The sequence below is a fragment of the Streptomyces uncialis genome (genome assembly GCF_036250755.1).
Classification (GTDB): Bacteria; Actinomycetota; Actinomycetes; order Streptomycetales; family Streptomycetaceae; genus Streptomyces; species Streptomyces uncialis.
This window is the reverse complement of record NZ_CP109583.1, coordinates 2616403-2632275: the sequence shown is the minus strand read 5'-3', so window position 1 is coordinate 2632275 and position 15873 is coordinate 2616403. Positions and strand designations below refer to the sequence as shown.

General features: G+C 73.4%; 14 protein-coding genes. 10 read left to right on the top strand and 4 right to left on the bottom strand.

All coding sequences use genetic code 11. The features are described 5' to 3' along the window. Positions 1 to 64 precede the first annotated feature (64 nt). From OG711_RS10695 to OG711_RS10685, 3 genes are all read left to right on the top strand, one after another. Positions 65 to 436: a helix-turn-helix domain-containing protein gene (locus OG711_RS10695; protein WP_073789309.1), complete on the top strand. Its 372-nt coding sequence runs from the start codon at positions 65 to 67 to the stop codon at positions 434 to 436. A gap of 396 nt (positions 437 to 832) precedes the next feature. Beyond that, positions 833 to 1303 carry a Dps family protein gene (locus tag OG711_RS10690; RefSeq protein WP_073789312.1) on the top strand — a complete coding sequence of 157 codons (471 nt, stop codon included), beginning with the start codon at positions 833 to 835 and terminating at the stop codon, positions 1301 to 1303. 236 nt (positions 1304 to 1539) lie between these two features. Further along, the gene (locus tag OG711_RS10685; RefSeq protein WP_399545650.1) at positions 1540 to 1782 is read left to right on the top strand and encodes a hypothetical protein; all 243 of its coding nucleotides are present in this window, start codon (positions 1540 to 1542) and stop codon (positions 1780 to 1782) included. A gap of 233 nt (positions 1783 to 2015) precedes the next feature. Here OG711_RS10685 and OG711_RS10680 read toward each other — a convergent pair whose 3' ends face one another. Both OG711_RS10680 and OG711_RS10675 read right to left on the bottom strand, forming a co-directional pair. Next, positions 2016 to 2813, bottom strand: coding sequence for an Fpg/Nei family DNA glycosylase (locus tag OG711_RS10680; RefSeq protein WP_266507608.1), 798 nt, complete (start codon positions 2811 to 2813; stop codon positions 2016 to 2018). A 173-nt stretch (positions 2814 to 2986) separates the two neighbouring features. Next, complete coding sequence (locus tag OG711_RS10675) at positions 2987 to 7849, bottom strand: ATP-dependent helicase (RefSeq protein WP_329559137.1); 4863 nt, start codon at positions 7847 to 7849, stop codon at positions 2987 to 2989. A gap of 125 nt (positions 7850 to 7974) precedes the next feature. On the opposite strand from OG711_RS10675, the gene OG711_RS10670 reads away from it, so the two are divergent. Genes OG711_RS10670 through OG711_RS10660 form a run of 3 tightly spaced genes read left to right on the top strand, consistent with a single transcriptional unit; the run spans position 7975 to position 10059 of the window. Next, positions 7975 to 8835: an AraC family transcriptional regulator gene (locus tag OG711_RS10670; RefSeq protein ID WP_329559136.1), complete on the top strand. Its 861-nt coding sequence runs from the start codon at positions 7975 to 7977 to the stop codon at positions 8833 to 8835. Between the two features lies 1 nt (position 8836). Further along, entirely contained in the window at positions 8837 to 9754 is a 918-nt protein-coding gene (locus OG711_RS10665) for an AzlC family ABC transporter permease (RefSeq protein ID WP_329559135.1), read from the top strand. Next, positions 9751 to 10059, top strand: a complete 309-nt coding sequence (locus OG711_RS10660) for an AzlD domain-containing protein (protein ID WP_073789322.1) — start codon at positions 9751 to 9753, stop codon at positions 10057 to 10059. Before OG711_RS10665 ends, OG711_RS10660 begins: the two co-directional genes overlap by 4 nt. Positions 10060 to 10078: 19 nt before the next feature. Here OG711_RS10660 and OG711_RS10655 read toward each other — a convergent pair whose 3' ends face one another. Continuing rightward, positions 10079 to 11080, bottom strand: coding sequence for a hypothetical protein (locus OG711_RS10655; RefSeq protein ID WP_266507598.1), 1002 nt, complete (start codon positions 11078 to 11080; stop codon positions 10079 to 10081). A 79-nt stretch (positions 11081 to 11159) separates the two neighbouring features. Between OG711_RS10655 and OG711_RS10650 the strand changes: the two genes are divergently transcribed. The 4 genes from OG711_RS10650 to recX all read left to right on the top strand — a co-directional run bounded on the left by OG711_RS10650 (position 11160) and on the right by recX (position 15191). Continuing rightward, entirely contained in the window at positions 11160 to 11354 is a 195-nt protein-coding gene (locus OG711_RS10650; protein ID WP_073789327.1) for a DUF3046 domain-containing protein, read from the top strand. A gap of 255 nt (positions 11355 to 11609) precedes the next feature. After that, positions 11610 to 12908: an AI-2E family transporter gene (locus tag OG711_RS10645; protein WP_266507595.1), complete on the top strand. Its 1299-nt coding sequence runs from the start codon at positions 11610 to 11612 to the stop codon at positions 12906 to 12908. Between the two features lie 402 nt (positions 12909 to 13310). Next, positions 13311 to 14435, top strand: coding sequence for a recombinase RecA (recA, locus tag OG711_RS10640; protein WP_073789332.1), 1125 nt, complete (start codon positions 13311 to 13313; stop codon positions 14433 to 14435). A 3-nt stretch (positions 14436 to 14438) separates the two neighbouring features. Next, on the top strand, positions 14439 to 15191 hold the full coding sequence (gene recX, locus OG711_RS10635) for a recombination regulator RecX (protein WP_266507592.1): 753 nt from the start codon (positions 14439 to 14441) through the stop codon (positions 15189 to 15191). A 221-nt stretch (positions 15192 to 15412) separates the two neighbouring features. Here recX and OG711_RS10630 read toward each other — a convergent pair whose 3' ends face one another. After that, a complete protein-coding gene (locus tag OG711_RS10630; RefSeq protein ID WP_266510317.1) occupies positions 15413 to 15817 on the bottom strand; it encodes a rhodanese-like domain-containing protein in 405 nt (134 codons plus the stop codon). Positions 15818 to 15873: the final 56 nt, after the last annotated feature.

The following is a 15873-nucleotide window of genomic DNA, read 5'->3' as shown; positions in this document are numbered from 1 at the left end:
CCGCGCAAGGCGGTACGGTGGGGCGTGAAGGATGCGGCTACACGGTCCGAGGAGGGAGCAACCGATGATTCTGCTCCGTCGCCTGCTGGGTGACGTGCTGCGTCGGCAGCGCCAGCGCCAGGGCCGTACTCTGCGCGAAGTCTCCTCGTCCGCCCGAGTCTCACTCGGCTATCTCTCCGAGGTGGAGCGGGGGCAGAAGGAGGCATCCTCCGAGCTGCTCTCCGCTATCTGCGACGCGCTTGACGTACGGATGTCCGAGCTGATGCGTGAGGTCAGCGACGAGCTCGCGCTCGCCGAGCTGGCGGTCTCGGCTGCGGCCGAGCCGGTGCCCGCGGGGGTGCGCCCGATGCTCAATTCCGTGTCGGTGACCGGTGTGCCACCGGAACGGGTCACGATCAAGGCGCCCACGGAAGCGGTCGACGTGGTCGCGGCCTGACGGCTTCGCACGTCCTCGCCGGTCCTTCGCGGGACCGGCGGCTTTTCGTAGCGCCTTTTGATGCTTGCAGGGCCCCGTTCGGGGTGGTTCCACGGTTCGTCCGTGGGGCTGCTCCCGGGCGGGGCCTTCGTCTTTCCCGGGTGCTGCGGGGTTCCGGGCAAGCTCCCAGGGTGCTTGCCGACGCTTTCTCGTGTGCCTACTTGCTTGCGCTTTCTCGTGCTTCCGGGTGGGTTGCCGCAGGTCGGGACGCTGGGGGACGGTCGCTGGGGTCGGTCGCCGGGGTGGCAGCGTCCCGTGTGCCAGGTCACAGATCGGCCTTGGTTCAGGTGACCCCTTTTGGGCAGGTGTGCCATGGTTGAAGATGCATGATCCCGACTGTGGAACCGGAGGACTGGGATGTACGTGGTGAAGAGCCCGTTGTCCGACGCCGACATGAAGACCGTGGCCGACGCGCTCCAGGGCGCGCTGGTCGATCTGGTGGACCTGTCCCTGATCGCGAAGCAGATCCATTGGAACGTCGTCGGCCCGCGCTTCCGCTCGGTCCACCTCCAGCTGGACGAGGTGGTGGACACGGCCCGACTGCACTCCGACACCGTCGCCGAGCGCGCGTCGACCCTCGGTGTCCCCCCGGACGGCCGTGCGTCGACCGTGTCCCGCACCAGCGGGATCGCGGACGTGCCGGACGGCTGGATGAAGGACACGGACGCCGTCGGCACGCTGGTGAACGCGCTCGGCGCGGTGATCACCCGGATGCGGGAACGGGTCGGCGTCACCGCCGAGGCCGATCCCGTGAGCCAGGACATCTTCATCGGGATCACGGCCGATCTTGAGAAGCACCACTGGATGTTCCAGGCCGAGAACGGCTGAGGCCCCGGGCCGTGGGGGCGTCCCGCGGTTCGCGCGGTGCGCCCAGCGGTGTGTCCGGCGGTGCGGCTTGCGGTGCGCCCGGAGGTGAGCCCGATGGTGCGTTCAGCGGTGAGCCCGGCGGTGGGCTTGGCGGTGGTGAGCCCGGACGGGCGGTGACGCCGTCGGCTCGCGCGTGGGTGCCGAGGGTGGCGCGTGCGGTTCGCGGGTGGCTGCCGTCGGCTGTGCGGGTGGTTGGAGTGGGTGGAGGCGGCGGTTCCGGTGCGCGCAGAGCGGCGCGCTGGGCCGCCGCCGCTGTCTTTGGTGCGCTCTGGTGGTGGGCGGTGCTGCGGCTCGCACTGGCCCCGGACGCCGGGGTGCTGGAAGGTGCGGTCGCCGCCGGGGGCTGGGGTTTGAGCCTGCTCCCGGTCCACTGCGTGTCGCGGGACGAGGCCGCCCGTACGGTCCGCCGGGTGTGGACGGTACGGGCCCCTGGGCGCTGACGCTGACGCAGACGCAGACGCTGACGCAGACGCAGACGCAGACGCAGACGCAGACGTTGACGTGGGCGGACGGCTGCCGGCGGGTATGCGGGGGTGGGTGCGGGCACGTGTTGTGCGGGTGGGCCTGCGTGTTCCGGTGCGGGTGCGGGTGCGGGTGCGGCTTGAGGGTGGCCGGTGGCCGGGGGACGGTTGTTCGTTGTGATGGTGCGGCGGGTGCGGGTGCGGGTGCGGGGTCAGGTCGGTGCGGGGCCGGGCTGGCAGGTGGGGCACCAGTACGTGGGGCGTGGGCGGGAACCGTCGCCCTGTTCGGCGCGGCGGATCGGGGTGCCGCACCGCCGACAGGGGCGGGGTGCCCGTCCGTAGACGAAGAGCCTCTGGTCCTCGCGCCCCGTGGTCGAGCGGTTCGGACGGTCCTGATTGGCGACGAGCAGCCGTCGCGCGAGTTCCGGGGTGTGGGCGGCGATGTCGGCGGGCAGGGCGCCGACCGGGGTCCAGGGCGTCACGCCGAGCAGGAAGCACAGCTCGGACTTGTAGACATTGCCGATCCCGGCGAGGTTGCGCTGGTCGAGCAAGGCTTCACCGAGAGGGCGCTCCGGTAGCGCGAGCAGGTTCACCAAGGCCTGGTCCGGGTCCCAGTCCGGACCGAGGAGATCGGGTCCGAGATGGCCCACGGCCCGGTGTTCGTCGCTGGTGCGCAGCACGTCCAGTACCGGCAGCCGGTAGCCGACTGCGGTGGACCGGGAGGTCCCGAGGACGGCACGGATCTGGTGAGTGGGGCCACCGCGCCAGCGTTCGGCGGGGCCGTAGACCTTCCAGGAACCGTCCATCCGCAGATGCGAGTGGACGGTGACCCCGCCTTCGACACGGGTGAGCAGATGCTTGCCACGCGGCACCACCTCAAGCACCGTCCGGCCCGTGAGGTCCACGGTGGCGAATCGGGGAACCCGCAGGTCGCAGTGGGTCAGCGTCTGCCCGCCCAACGCGCGGTCCAGACGCCGCGCGGCCTGCCGGACGGTGTCTCCTTCTGGCATGGCTCCAGGGTCGCACGGGGGTGGGGGCGGGGGAGGCCGACGGTGGGGGACGGGTGACGGGACGGGATTCGCGGTCGGTGTCCGGTGTCCGGTGCCCGGTGCTCGTGCCGCGGGTCGATGGCAGGTGGTGTCCAGTGCGCCCAGCGGCTCGCGGCCGGTGGGTCGCCGTGCCGTCATACGCGCAGGCGCAGGCCCTTCGGTGTCGCGTGGAACCCGGCCGCTTCCAGGACCGTGCCCACGGACGAGGTCAGGGCCGCGGTGCCGTTGACGCGTTCCACGGTGACCGTGCCCAGGGAACCCGCGCGGGCGGCGGTCGCCAGGGCTTCCGCCGCCGTCACCAGCCGGGCGTCGTGCCGGTCGGCCGGCGTGTCGGGGTGGGTGGGCCAGGCCAGCAGGGTCTTGCCGCCGCGCTCCATGTACAGCGTCAGCTCACCGTCCACCAGGACGACCAGGGAGCCCGCCTTGCGGCCCGGCTTGTGCCCCGCTCCCGTCGGGGGCTCGGGCCAGGGCAGCGCGGCACCGTACGCGTTGGCCGGGTCGGCGGCGGCCAGCACCAGCCCGCGCGGAGCGTCCGAGGGCCGCCCACCGGGACCGGTACGGCGATGGGGCGGCGGGGTGACGCCGCGGTCGGCCGCGGTGGGGCGGCGGCCGCCGTTCTCGTCGAACGGGAAGTCCTCCAGGAAGTCCGGGATTCCGGGCGGGGCGATGCCCGGCCCGCCCGCCCCCGGGAGGCCGTCGGCTTCCCGCGTGGCGCCGGGGGACCCAGCCATGGCGCCGGGGAAGTCGCCCGACGCGCGGTCCCCGCGCTCCCGCGCGGTCGCGATGGCCCGTAGCCGGTCGACGGCCCCGTCCATCGCGAACTGCGCCGCGCCCAGTCCCTCGACCACATAGCCGCGCCGGGCCTGACCGCTGTCCTCGAAGACCGACAGCACCCGGTACATCGCGGAGAACCCGCCCTCGACGCCCTCCGCCGCGACGGCGCCACGGGTCACCACCCCGTGGCGGTCCAGCAGGGTCCGGGCGAGCGCGTGCGCGCGCAATGTGGCGTCGGGTTCGGCGGCGGGCAGGAGCGACCAGCGCCCGGCGACCGTGGGCGGGCCGCCGCGCGACACGGGTCGGGCACCCGCGGTGAGAGCGCCGTACCGCCCCCGGGGGACGGCCCGGCGGGCGCGATGCGCCGTCGACCCTGCCGTGCGGCCCGAGCCGAGGAGCGCGCGCAGGGGCGCGAGGGTGTCGTTGGTGAGCCTGCCCGACCAGGCGAGCTCCCAGAGGGCGTCGGCGAGTTGGGGATCGGCCGCCTCGGGATGCGTGGTGGCCCGTACCTGGTCGGCGATCTGGCGGAAGAACAGCCCGTAGCCACCGGAGAGGATCGCGAGGACGGACTCATGGAGCCCCGTCAGCTCCAGCGGATGCGGCGGCGGAAGGAGCAGCGGTGCCGCGTCCGCCAGGTACAGGGAGATCCAGCCGTCCTTGCCCGGCAGGGCTCCCGCGCCCGCCCATACGATCTCCCCGGCCGCGGTCAGCTCGTCCAGCATGGTGGGGCCGTATCCGCCGACCCGGGACGGCAGGACCAGCTTCTCCAGCGCGGACGCGGGGACCGAGGCACCCTGCATCTGCTCGACGGCGCGCACCAGCCCGTCCGTCCCCCGTAGCCCACCGCGCTCGCCGACGTGCTGCCAGCGTGGCAGGAACTGCGCGAGCGCGGCCGGGGGCACCGGCTCCAACTCCTGCCGCAGCGCGGCCAGGGAGCGCCGGCGGAGCCGGCGCAGCACGGATGTGTCGCACCACTCCTGGCCGATGCCCGCCGGATGGAACTCGCCCTGGACGACCCGGCCGCTGGCCGCGAGCCGGTGGAGCGCTCCGTCGGTGACCGCCGGGCCGAGCCCGAACCGGGCCGCCGCGGCGGCCGAGGTGAACGGACCGTGCGTGCGCGCGTAGCGCGCGAGCAGGTCGCCCAGCGGGTCCTTGACGGGCTCCGTGAACGCTTCCGGGACCCCCACGGGCAGCGCTGTGCCCAGGGCGTCCCGCAGTCTGCCTGCGTCCTCCACGGCCGCCCAGTGCTCGGCCCCGGCGATCCGCACCGGGATCGCCCGCCGCGCGCCCGCCAGATCCCGGGCCCAGCTCTCCTCCGCGCCCCGCTCGGCCAGCTCCGCCGCCGTCAGCGGGCCCAGCAGCCGCAGCAGGTCCGCGACACCCTCCGCGTCCTTCGCCCGCCGGTCCTCGGTGCGCCACTGGAGCTCGCGCTCCAGCTCGGTCAGCACCTCCGCGTCCAGCAGTTCCCGCAGCTCGGCCTGGCCGAGGAGCTCCGCGAGCAGCCGGGAGTCCAGGGACAGGGCCGCCGCGCGCCGCTCGGCGAGCGGGGAGTCCCCCTCGTAGAGGAACTGGGCGACGTAGCCGAACAGCAGTGAGCGGGCGAAGGGCGAGGGCTCGGGTGTGGTGACCTCCACGAGCCGGACCCGGCGGGACTCGATGTCCCCCATGAGCTCTGTCAGGCCGGGTACGTCGAACACGTCCTGAAGGCATTCGCGGACCGCTTCGAGGACGATCGGGAAGGACCCGAACTCGCTCGCCACCTCAAGGAGCTGCGCCGCGCGCTGGCGCTGCTGCCACAGCGGGGTGCGCTTGCCGGGACTGCGGCGCGGCAGCAGCAGCGCGCGGGCCGCGCACTCGCGGAACCGGGCCGCGAACAGGGCCGATCCGCCGACCTGGTCGGTGACGACCTGGGCGACCTCGCCCTTGTCGAACATGACGTCCGCGGCGCCGATCGGCGCCTGCTCCGAGTCGTACTCGGTGCCCGCCCTGCCCGGTTCCCGGTCGAGGAGGTCCATGCCCATCAGATCGGCGTCCGGGAGCCGCAGCACCAGACCGTCGTCCGCGTGCATGACCTGGGCGTCCATGCCGTACCGCTCGGCGAGGCGGGCCCCGAGGGCGAGCGCCCACGGGGCGTGCACCTGCGCGCCGAACGGGGAGTGCACGACGATCCGCCAGTCGCCCAGCTCGTCCCGGAACCGCTCCACCACGATCGTGCGGTCGTCGGGTACGTGCCCGCACGCCTCCCGCTGCTCCGACAGATACGCGAGGACGTTGTCCGCGGCCCACGCGTCGAGCCCGGCGGCCAGCAGCCGCAGCCGGGCGTCCTCCTCGGACAGGGCGCCGACCTCCCGCAGGAACGCGCCCACCGCCCGGCCCAGCTCCAGCGGACGGCCCAGCTGGTCGCCCTTCCAGAACGGCAGCCGCCCCGGCACCCCGGGAGCCGGGGACACCAGCACCCGGTCCCGGGTGATGTCCTCGATCCGCCAGGAACTCGTACCGAGGGTGAACACGTCCCCGACGCGGGACTCGTAGACCATCTCCTCGTCCAGCTCACCGACCCGGCCGCCGCCCTTCTTGGGGTCGGCTCCGGCGAGGAACACCCCGAACAGCCCGCGGTCGGGGATGGTGCCGCCCGAGGTGACGGCGAGGCGCTGCGCGCCGGGGCGGCCCGTGACCGTACCGGCCACGCGGTCCCACACCACGCGCGGACGCAGCTCCGCGAACGCGTCGGACGGATAGCGGCCCGCCAGCATGTCCAGCACCGCCGTGAACGCCGAGTCCGGCAGCGACGCGAACGGGGCGGCCCGGCGGGCCAGCGCCAGCAGGTCGTCGGCCTGCCAGGTGTCCATCGCGGTCATCGCGACGAGCTGCTGCGCCAGTACGTCCAGCGGGTTCGCGGGGATGCGCAGCGACTCGATCGCTCCGACGCGCATCCGTTCGGTGACCACGGCGGACTGCACCAGGTCGCCCCGGTACTTCGGGAACACCACACCGGTCGACACCGCGCCCACCTGGTGTCCCGCGCGGCCGACCCGCTGGAGTCCGGAGGCGACCGACGGCGGCGACTCCACCTGGATCACGAGATCCACCGCGCCCATGTCGATGCCCAGCTCCAGACTGGACGTGGCCACCACGGCGGGCAGCCGGCCCGCCTTGAGGTCCTCCTCGACCAGCGCCCGCTGCTCCTTGGACACCGAGCCGTGATGGGCGCGCGCGATGACCGGGGGTGCCCCCTGGGCCGCGCCCGAACCGCCCATGAGCTCGGCGGGGGAGTGCGCCTCGTCGAGCGGGACGCCCGTCGCCCGCTCGTACGCGATCTCGTTGAGGCGGTTGCACAGGCGCTCCGCGAGCCGCCGGGAGTTCGCGAACACGATCGTGGAGCGGTGCGACTGCACCAGATCGGTGATGCGCTCCTCGACATGCGGCCAGATCGACGGCCGCTCACCGCTCTCCGCGGCGTCCGAGGCGGGGGAGCCGCCCAGCTCGCCCAGATCCTGCACCGGCACCACCACCGACAGGTCGAACTCCTTGCCCGACGGCGGCTGCACGATCTCCACCCTGCGGTGCGGCGACAGATAGCGCGCGACCTCGTCCACCGGGCGGACCGTGGCGGACAGGCCGATACGCCGGGCGGGCCTCGGCAGCAGCTCGTCCAGCCGCTCCAGGGAGAGCGCCAGATGGGCGCCGCGCTTGGTGCCCGCCACCGCGTGCACCTCGTCCAGGATCACCGTCTCCACACCGGCCAGGGCCTCCCGGGTGGCCGATGTCAGCATCAGGAACAGCGACTCCGGGGTCGTGATCAGGATGTCCGGCGGGCGGGTCGCCAGGGCGCGGCGCTCGGCGGGCGGGGTGTCGCCGGACCGGATGCCGACCCGCACCTCGGGCTCCGGCAGGCCGAGCCGGACGGACTCCTGGCGGATACCGGTCAGCGGGCTGCGCAGATTGCGTTCGACGTCCACCGCGAGGGCCTTCAGCGGGGAGATGTACAGCACCCGGCACCGCTTGCGCGGATCGGCGGGCAGGGGCGCCGAGGTGAGCTGGTCCAGCGCGGCCAGGAAGGCGGCCAGCGTCTTGCCCGAGCCGGTCGGCGCGACGACCAGGACATCGGAGCCCTCACCGATCGCGCGCCACGCACCGGCCTGGGCGCTCGTGGGCGCGGAGAACGCCCCCGAGAACCAGCCGCGGGTCGCGGGGGAGAAAGCGTCGAGCGCGGACCTCACCATGCCCCCATCCTGCACCCCGCCACTGACAATCCGCTCCGACCTGGGCAAACGCCCTGGACCCGGCGTGGTGCGGGGACCCGTCCCCGGAGCGGAGCCGGGCGGGCCCGGTGACGCAGAATGGGGGCATGGTCGGCGAGAGGGAGCGCGCACGGCACTGGCGGTACGCGGAACTGCCCGGTGTCGACCTGCTGCGGGCCCGCTACATCAGCAAGACCTTCGTGCGGCACACCCACGAGCACTTCGTGATCGCCGCGATCAGCCAGGGCGTCGAGATATTCCACCACGGCGGCTCCGACCAGTACGCGGGCCCCGGAAGCCTCGCCCTCGTCAACCCGGACACCTCGCACACGGGCCGCGCCGGAGGGCCCGAGGGCTGGCGCTACGGGGCGGTCTACCCCAGCCCCGGCCTGGTCGCCGAGATCGCCGCCGAGACCACCGGCATCCGGGGCGCGCCGGGTTTCACCAGCCCCGTCCTGGACGACCCGTACGCCGCGGAGCTGGTGCACCGGGTACTGCGGGCCGCCGACGAGGGCAACGCGCTCGCCGCCGACACCCTGCTGCGGGTGGCGGTGACCCGGCTGCTGCGACGGACCGGGGGCCCGCTGCCCCAGCGGACCGTCCGCTCCGCCGGAGGCGGCGTCGCCGCCCGCGCGCGTGCCGTGCTGGAGGAACGCATGGACCGGCCCCCGACCCTGGAGCGTCTCGCCACCGAGCTGGGCACCGGCCCGTTCGCCCTGCTGCGCGCGTTCCGCGACGCCTACGGCATGCCCCCGCACACCTGGCTCACCGACGCGCGCGTACGGCGTGTCCGCCGACTCCTCGACGACGGCACCGCCCCCGCCGACGCGGCCGTCGCCGTCGGTTTCACCGACCAGCCGCACCTCAACCGCCACTTCACCCGGATCGTCGGTGTCCCCCCGGGCGCCTACCAGCGCGAGCGCAAGAACGTACAAGACCCGACCGCCGGGCCGCCGTACCGTCGGTGACGTGGCAGAACAGACAGCGCCCGCACGCGCGGGCACCCCATCACCGGCCAAGAGCGACGCCGCCGTCGTCAGGGACGCCCTGGGCGTCGGGGTCGCCGTCGGACTCTCCGGCTTCGCCTTCGGCGTGACTGCGGCGGGCAGCGGCCTCACCCTGCTCCAGACCTGCGCCCTCAGCCTGCTCGTGTTCACCGGCGCGTCCCAGTTCGCGCTGGTGGGCGCCCTGGCCGCGGGAGGCAACCCGTACACGGCCGCCGCCGGGGCGTTCTTCCTCGGTGTCCGCAACACCTTCTACGGGCTACGGCTCTCCCAGTTGCTCGCCCTCCCGCGCGCGGTACGCCCGTTCGCCGCGCACTGGGTCATCGACGAGACGACGGCCGTCTCACTGGCCCAGCCCACCCGGCGCGCCGCCCGGATCGGCTTCACGGTGACCGGCGCCACCCTTTACGTGCTGTGGAACCTCACCACCCTCCTCGGCGCGCTGGGCGCCGAGGCCATCGGCGACACCGACGCCTGGGGGCTCGACGCCGCCGGTCCCGCCGTATTCCTCGCCCTGCTGGCGCCCATGCTCACGTCCACCACCGAACGCGCGGTCGCGGCCCTCGCCGTCGTCATCGGCCTCGGTCTGCTGCCCGTCCTGCCCGCCGGCGTGCCCGTCCTGCTCGCCGCGCTGGCCGCCCCCGCCGTCCTGTACGTCGCCGGCCGACGCTCCCCCGCGCGGGAGGACACCACGGACGACGCCCCCCATGGCACCGACGGGCGCGACGCCCACGACCCGGACCCCGCCACGGACCCGGGGACCCGCACCGAGAGCGCTACGGGTCCCGGCACCGGGACCGCCGCTGACACCGGCGACGACACGCACGACCAGCGCGGGGACGACCAGCGCGGGCACGACGGCACGGGACAGGCGGAGCGATGACCGTATGGATCGCGATCGGTCTCACCGCCGTCAGCTGCTACGCGGTCAAGCTGCTCGGGCTGCTGGTGCCCGCGGGCGTCCTGGAGCGCCCGCTGGTCCGCCGTATGGCCGCCCTGGTGCCCGTCGCGCTGCTCGCCGCGCTCACCGCGCAGCAGACCTTCGCCGACGGCCGTGCCGTGGTCCTGGACGCCAGGGCCGCCGGGCTCGCCGCGGCCGCCGTCGTACTGCTCCTGCGGGCCCCGTTCCTGTTCGTCGTCGCCGCCGCGGTGATCGTGACGGCCGGGGTGCGGGCCATGACCGGCTGAGCGGCTCCCCACGCCCGGCTCAGCCGATGGGCCGGCCGTGGGCCCGCAGCGTCCGCAGCGCGTCCAGGGTGACCAGGGGCCGCCACTCCAGGGCCGTCCCCGGGGCCCAGAGACGCCAGTGGATGGGCCAGCCCCCGTCGCTCTCCTGCTGCGCGGACAGCACGTCCAGCGACCGTGACATCTCGGCGTCCGTGAACCACGCGCGCGCCAGCGACCCGGGCGAGCGCGCGAAGTGGTGCGGGAAGTGGTGCTCCCGGGGCGCGTAACCGGGCGCCACGGGGAAGTCGTCCAACCGGTCGGGGTCCAGGACCGCGAGCCGCTGCTCGCGCACCAGCCGCCCCAGCCGGTCGGCCGCCGCCTGCGCGCGCGGGCGGTCCGGCACCGAGTCCAGGAACACGATCGCGGCCTCGACCTCGTAGGGGTGCGACTTCTCCAGCGACTCGACGGTGTGCCAGCAGAAGTCCGTCGCACGGAACAGCCAGGCGTGCCAGACGTCGTTGCGGTGCAGCAGTCCCACCACCGGGCCGGTCGCGAGGAGGTCCCCCGGAGGGTTGTCCACGATCGGCACGAAGGGTGCCGACGGATAGGCCCGCTGACGGGGCAGTACCGAGGGCAGCGCGCCGTCCGGGGTCGACACGGATGTCAGATGGCGGCACAGCCGCTCCACCCGCTGGCCGCCGCACCGCCCGATCGAGTCGAGGACGCCCAGCGCGTGGGCGGCGTGCAGCGGCTGGCTCACGGGCCCCCTGAGGTCCGGTTCGAGCGCGTGGCCGTAGCCGCCGTCCTCGGTGCGGTAGGCGTCGAGAGCGGTCTCCACGGCGTCGGCCCCGCCGTCGCCCGCGCCCAGGAACTCGTAGGCGAACCGGCGCTGCTCCAGCACCCGCGCGGTGAGCCACAGGAAGTCCGCCGCACGGGCGAGCGGCGTGTGCGCCGGGACGGGCTGCGGCGCCCCGGTCCCCGGGGCGGGGCGCGATGCCCCGGTGGACGTCGTGGGCAGGGGGAAAGCTCCGGATTCGGCCATGGCACGACCGTAGGGCCCGCCGCCCGCGCGAGGAGGCGTACCGGCTCGGCTGCACTCTCAGGGGCGGGATACTGGACGCATGCGGTTGACGGTCTTCAGACAGCGGATGACGGATCACTTCGGCGCCGGGTACGCAGACTCGTTCGCGCGCGACCATGTGATGACGGAGCTGGGCGGACGCACGGTGAACGAGGCGCTCGACGCCGGCTGGGAGGCGAAGGACGTGTGGCGCGCGGTGTGCCACGCGATGGACGTGCCCGCCCATCGGCGCTGATCACCCCCGTACCGGCCACCCCCGTACCGGCCACGGCCGCCCGGGGACGACCCGCCGCCCGCACACGCGTGTGCGGGTCGCGCGTGGTCGCTCAGTGGGCCGACGGAGAGCCACCGCGCACGCACGCGCGCGGGTCGGTGGACGACCCTCCGGGCCCGCCCGCGCGGGCCCCTGAGTGTGCCCACGCACTCCCGCGGACGGTCGTTTCCGAGGGCGATGGGGTGGATTTCGTACACGGTGGGCGAGACTTGGGCCGTGGCACCCATTGACGAGACCGCGCGCATAGCCCAGGAACCCGCTTCGGAGGGCGCTCCGCCGCCCCCGCCCCCGCCGGGCACGGTGGCCGACCACAGCACCCGTATGCCCCGCTGGCTTCCCCGCGCGATCGTGCTGGCACTCGGGCTCTACGCGAGCTTCCAGCTCGGGAGCTGGGCGTTCCACCAGCTCACCGGGCTGCTGATCAACATCCTGATCGCGTTCTTCCTGGCCCTGGCCATCGAACCAGCCGTGAGCTGGATGGCGTCCCGGGGGATGCGCAGGGGGGCCGCCACCGGCACGGTGTTCCTCGGGATCGTGGTCGTCACGGCCGGTTTCGTGCTCCTCATGGGCTCGATGCTCGCCAGCCAGATCACGAGCATCGCCGAGGACTTCCCCAAGTACCTCGACTCCGTCATCAACTGGAGCAACACGACGTTCAGCACCGAGCTGAACCGCGTCAAGATCCAGGACAGTCTCGTCCGCTCGGACTGGCTCCAGAAGTATCTCCAGGACAGCGCGACGGGCGTCCTCGATGTCTCCGCGCAGGTACTGGGAGGTCTGTTCCAGCTGCTGACGGTCCTGCTGTTCTCGTTCTACTTCGCGGCGGACGGGCCACGGCTGCGGCGCGGGGTGTGCTCGGTGCTCCCGCCCGCGCGGCAGAGCGAGGTGCTGCGCGCGTGGGAGATCGCCGTCGACAAGACGGGCGGGTACCTGTACTCGCGCGGGCTCATGGCCATGGTGTCGGGCGTCGCGCACTATGTGCTGCTCCAGACCCTCGGTGTGCCGTACGCGCCCGCGCTGGCGGTGTGGGTCGGGCTCATCTCGCAGTTCATCCCGACCATCGGTACGTATCTGGCCGGTGCCCTGCCCATGCTGATCGCGTTCACCGTCGATCCCTGGTACGCGCTGTGGGTCCTCCTCTTCGTCCTCGTGTACCAGCAGTTCGAGAACTATCTCCTCCAGCCGAAGCTGACGGCCCGGACCGTCGACATCCACCCGGCCGTCGCGTTCGGCTCGGTCATCGCGGGCACGGCGCTGCTGGGCGCGGTGGGCGCGCTGATCGCCATCCCCGCGGTGGCGACCCTCCAGGCGTTCCTCGGGGCCTATGTGAAGCGGTACGACGTCACGGACGACCCCAGGGTCCAGGGGCACCGGCGCAAGGGGGCCAGGGGTGTGCTCACCCGGGTGCGGACCGTGCTGAGCGGCGCGGCGGCCCGGACCGGCTCCGCCGCTCCCGCCGCCTCCTCCGGCGCGGGAACCGTACCCAACGCCGACACACCCGCCGGTAACGGGTGAAAACACCCGTTGATAGCGGCCGACGACAGCGGGCCCGCGCCGGACGGTGAACCTGCCGGGCACCCCTTCGGGCGGTGCCCGGTCCCGCTCCGGGACATCTCCCCGCCCTGCTCGGACTCTCCCCCGCCATGCGCCTCGCCCCAGGTCAGGACGTGTGGCGGGATGAGTGGTGGGGCCGGTTCAGGCCCGCCTGTACCGGCCCGGACGTACGCTCGGTGGTGCCGCGTGGCTCGCTTGACACCAAAATCGAACATCCGTTCTTATGGGTGTTCGGGAGATGTCCAGCGGCGCTTCCGCCCCGAGTTATCCACAGGCTGGACCGGGCGTCGGGACCCATTGTCAGTGGCAGGCGTTAGCGTCTTGAACGTGAAGCGATCGACTCAAGTAAATCGGGTGGAACCCATGGCAGCAGGAACCGACCGCGAGAAGGCGCTCGACGCCGCGCTCGCACAGATTGAACGGCAGTTCGGCAAGGGCGCGGTGATGCGTCTGGGTGAGCGGCCGAACGAGCCCATCGAGGTCATCCCCACCGGATCGACCGCGCTCGACGTCGCCCTGGGGGTCGGCGGGCTGCCGCGCGGCCGGGTGGTGGAGGTCTACGGGCCGGAGTCCTCCGGCAAGACCACGCTCACCCTGCACGCCGTGGCGAACGCGCAGAAGCTCGGTGGGCAGGTGGCCTTCATCGACGCGGAGCACGCCCTCGACCCCGAGTACGCCAAGAAGCTCGGCGTCGACATCGACAACCTCATCCTGTCCCAGCCCGACAACGGCGAGCAGGCCCTGGAGATCACGGACATGCTGATCCGCTCCGGTGCTCTCGACCTCATCGTCATCGACTCCGTCGCCGCGCTGGTGCCGCGCGCGGAGATCGAGGGCGAGATGGGCGATTCCCACGTCGGCCTCCAGGCCCGGCTCATGAGCCAGGCACTCCGGAAGATCACCAGCGCGCTCAACCAGTCCAAGACCACCGCGATCTTCATCAACCAGCTCCGCGAGAAGATCGGCGTCATGTTCGGCTCGCCGGAGACCACCACCGGTGGTCGCGCCCTGAAGTTCTACGCCTCGGTGCGGATCGACATCCGCCGTATCGAGACCCTGAAGGACGGCACGGACGCGGTGGGCAACCGCACCCGCTGCAAGGTCGTCAAGAACAAGTGCGCGCCGCCCTTCAAGCAGGCCGAGTTCGACATCCTCTACGGCCAGGGCATCAGCCGTGAGGGCGGTCTGATCGACATGGGCGTGGACCACGGCTTCGTCCGCAAGGCCGGTGCCTGGTACACGTACGAGGGTGACCAGCTCGGTCAGGGCAAGGAGAACGCCCGCAACTTCCTCAAGGACAACCCTGATCTCGCCAATGAGATCGAGAGGAAGATCAAGGAGAAGCTCGGTGTCGGTGTGAGGGTGGAGACCCCGGCCGTCGAGCCGGCCACGGACGCGGCCGTCCCCGCGCCCGCGGAGGACGCCAAGACGGTTCCCGCGCCAGCGGCCAAGATGACCAAGGCCAAGGCCACGGCGGCCAAGAGCTAGCCCGTGACACGGCGAACCGACTGGCCGGACCCCTGGGAGCCCGCCCGCCCCACGCGCCACGCGCGCGCGGCGGACGGCGACCGGGAGGACGACCCGGCGGCAGAGGAGTCCGGGGCCGTCCACCCCGGGCCCGGTGCCGTCGGTGCACCGGCCCATGAGGAGCACGGGCGCGGCGCCCGCCGGCGCGGCCGCCCCCGTGCCCACCAGGACAGCGGCTCCCCCTCCTCGTCGAGGGCCGAGAAGGGGGAGCCGCCCGGGGACCCGGCCGAGCGGGCGCGCGGGATCTGTCTGCGTCTGCTCACCGGCACCCCGCGCACCCGCAAGCAGCTCGCGGACGCCCTGCGCAAGCGGGAGATCCCCGACGAGGTCGCCGAGGAGGTGCTGTCCCGTTTCGAGGACGTCGGCCTCATCAACGACGGTGCGTTCGCCGACGCCTGGGTCGAGTCCCGTCACCACGGCCGGGGCCTCGCCCGGCGGGCCCTCGCCCAGGAACTGCGCACCAAGGGCGTCGACGCCACCCTCATCGAGGAGGCCGTGTCCCAGCTGGACTCCGACCAGGAGGAGTCCACCGCCCGCGAGCTCGTGGCCCGTAAGCTGCGCGCCACCCGTGGGCTCGACCGTGACAAGCGGCTCCGCCGCCTCGCGGGGATGCTGGCCCGCAAGGGCTACTCCGAGGGCCTGGCCCTCAGAGTCGTACGCCAGGCGCTGGAGCAGGAGGGCGAGGACACGGACGAGTGGGGGTACCCGCAGGAGTGAGCCGGGCGCCCCGCCGGGCTGCGGCCCGGCCGCACGGATCGTGGGCCGCCGCAGGCGCGGGCCAGCGCAGGCGTGGGCCGCCAGGGAGGGAGGGCACCCTTCACCCGGGCGCCCTCCACGACGGACCGTCAGCCGTCAGCCGTCAGCCGTCAGCCACCGCAACCGCAGCCGGCCACCGGCCTGCGTACCCGCTCACCGGCCGTTCGTCGGCGGAAGAGGAATCAGTTCGCCGTCCTGGGGCGGGCCTCGGGTTCCGTGACCGGCAGTCGTGCCGCCTTCCACGCCTGGAACCCGCCGATCAGATCCGTCGCCCGGTGCAAGCCCAGCCCCCGCAGCGACTCGGCGGCCAGGCTCGACGCGTAGCCCTCGTTGCAGACGACCACCACCCGCAGGTCGTGACCCGTCGCCTCGGCCGCGCGATGGCTGCCCTGCGGGTCCAGCCGCCACTCCAGCTCGTTGCGCTCGACCACGAGGGCCCCGGGGATCAGCCCGTCACGATCCCGCAGGGCCGCGTACCGCGTGTCGACCAGCAGGGCGTCACCGGCCCGCGCGGCGGCGTACGCCTCCTCGGCGGTCACCCGGTCGAGTCCGGCGCGCGCCTGCTCCAGCCGGTCGTCGATGGACACCTTCGCCGGACGGCCGTCGGTCTGGAGGGAACCGCCGGTGCGGCTGCCCCGGGCCG

Bases quoted from the DNA above. Each gene is read 5' to 3' on its own strand.
- OG711_RS10655 (WP_266507598.1), bottom strand. From the start codon at position 11,080: ATGGCCGAATCCGGAGCTTTCCCCCTGCCCACGACGTCCACCGGGGCA.
- OG711_RS10660 (WP_073789322.1), top strand. From the start codon at position 9,751: ATGACCGTATGGATCGCGATCGGTCTCACCGCCGTCAGCTGCTACGCG.
- OG711_RS10690 (WP_073789312.1), top strand. From the start codon at position 833: ATGTACGTGGTGAAGAGCCCGTTGTCCGACGCCGACATGAAGACCGTG.
- OG711_RS10695 (WP_073789309.1), top strand. From the start codon at position 65: ATGATTCTGCTCCGTCGCCTGCTGGGTGACGTGCTGCGTCGGCAGCGC.
- OG711_RS10675 (WP_329559137.1), bottom strand. From the start codon at position 7,849: ATGGTGAGGTCCGCGCTCGACGCTTTCTCCCCCGCGACCCGCGGCTGG.
- OG711_RS10680 (WP_266507608.1), bottom strand. From the start codon at position 2,813: ATGCCAGAAGGAGACACCGTCCGGCAGGCCGCGCGGCGTCTGGACCGC.
- recA (WP_073789332.1), top strand. From the start codon at position 13,311: ATGGCAGCAGGAACCGACCGCGAGAAGGCGCTCGACGCCGCGCTCGCA.
- OG711_RS10650 (WP_073789327.1), top strand. From the start codon at position 11,160: ATGCGGTTGACGGTCTTCAGACAGCGGATGACGGATCACTTCGGCGCC.
- OG711_RS10670 (WP_329559136.1), top strand. From the start codon at position 7,975: ATGGTCGGCGAGAGGGAGCGCGCACGGCACTGGCGGTACGCGGAACTG.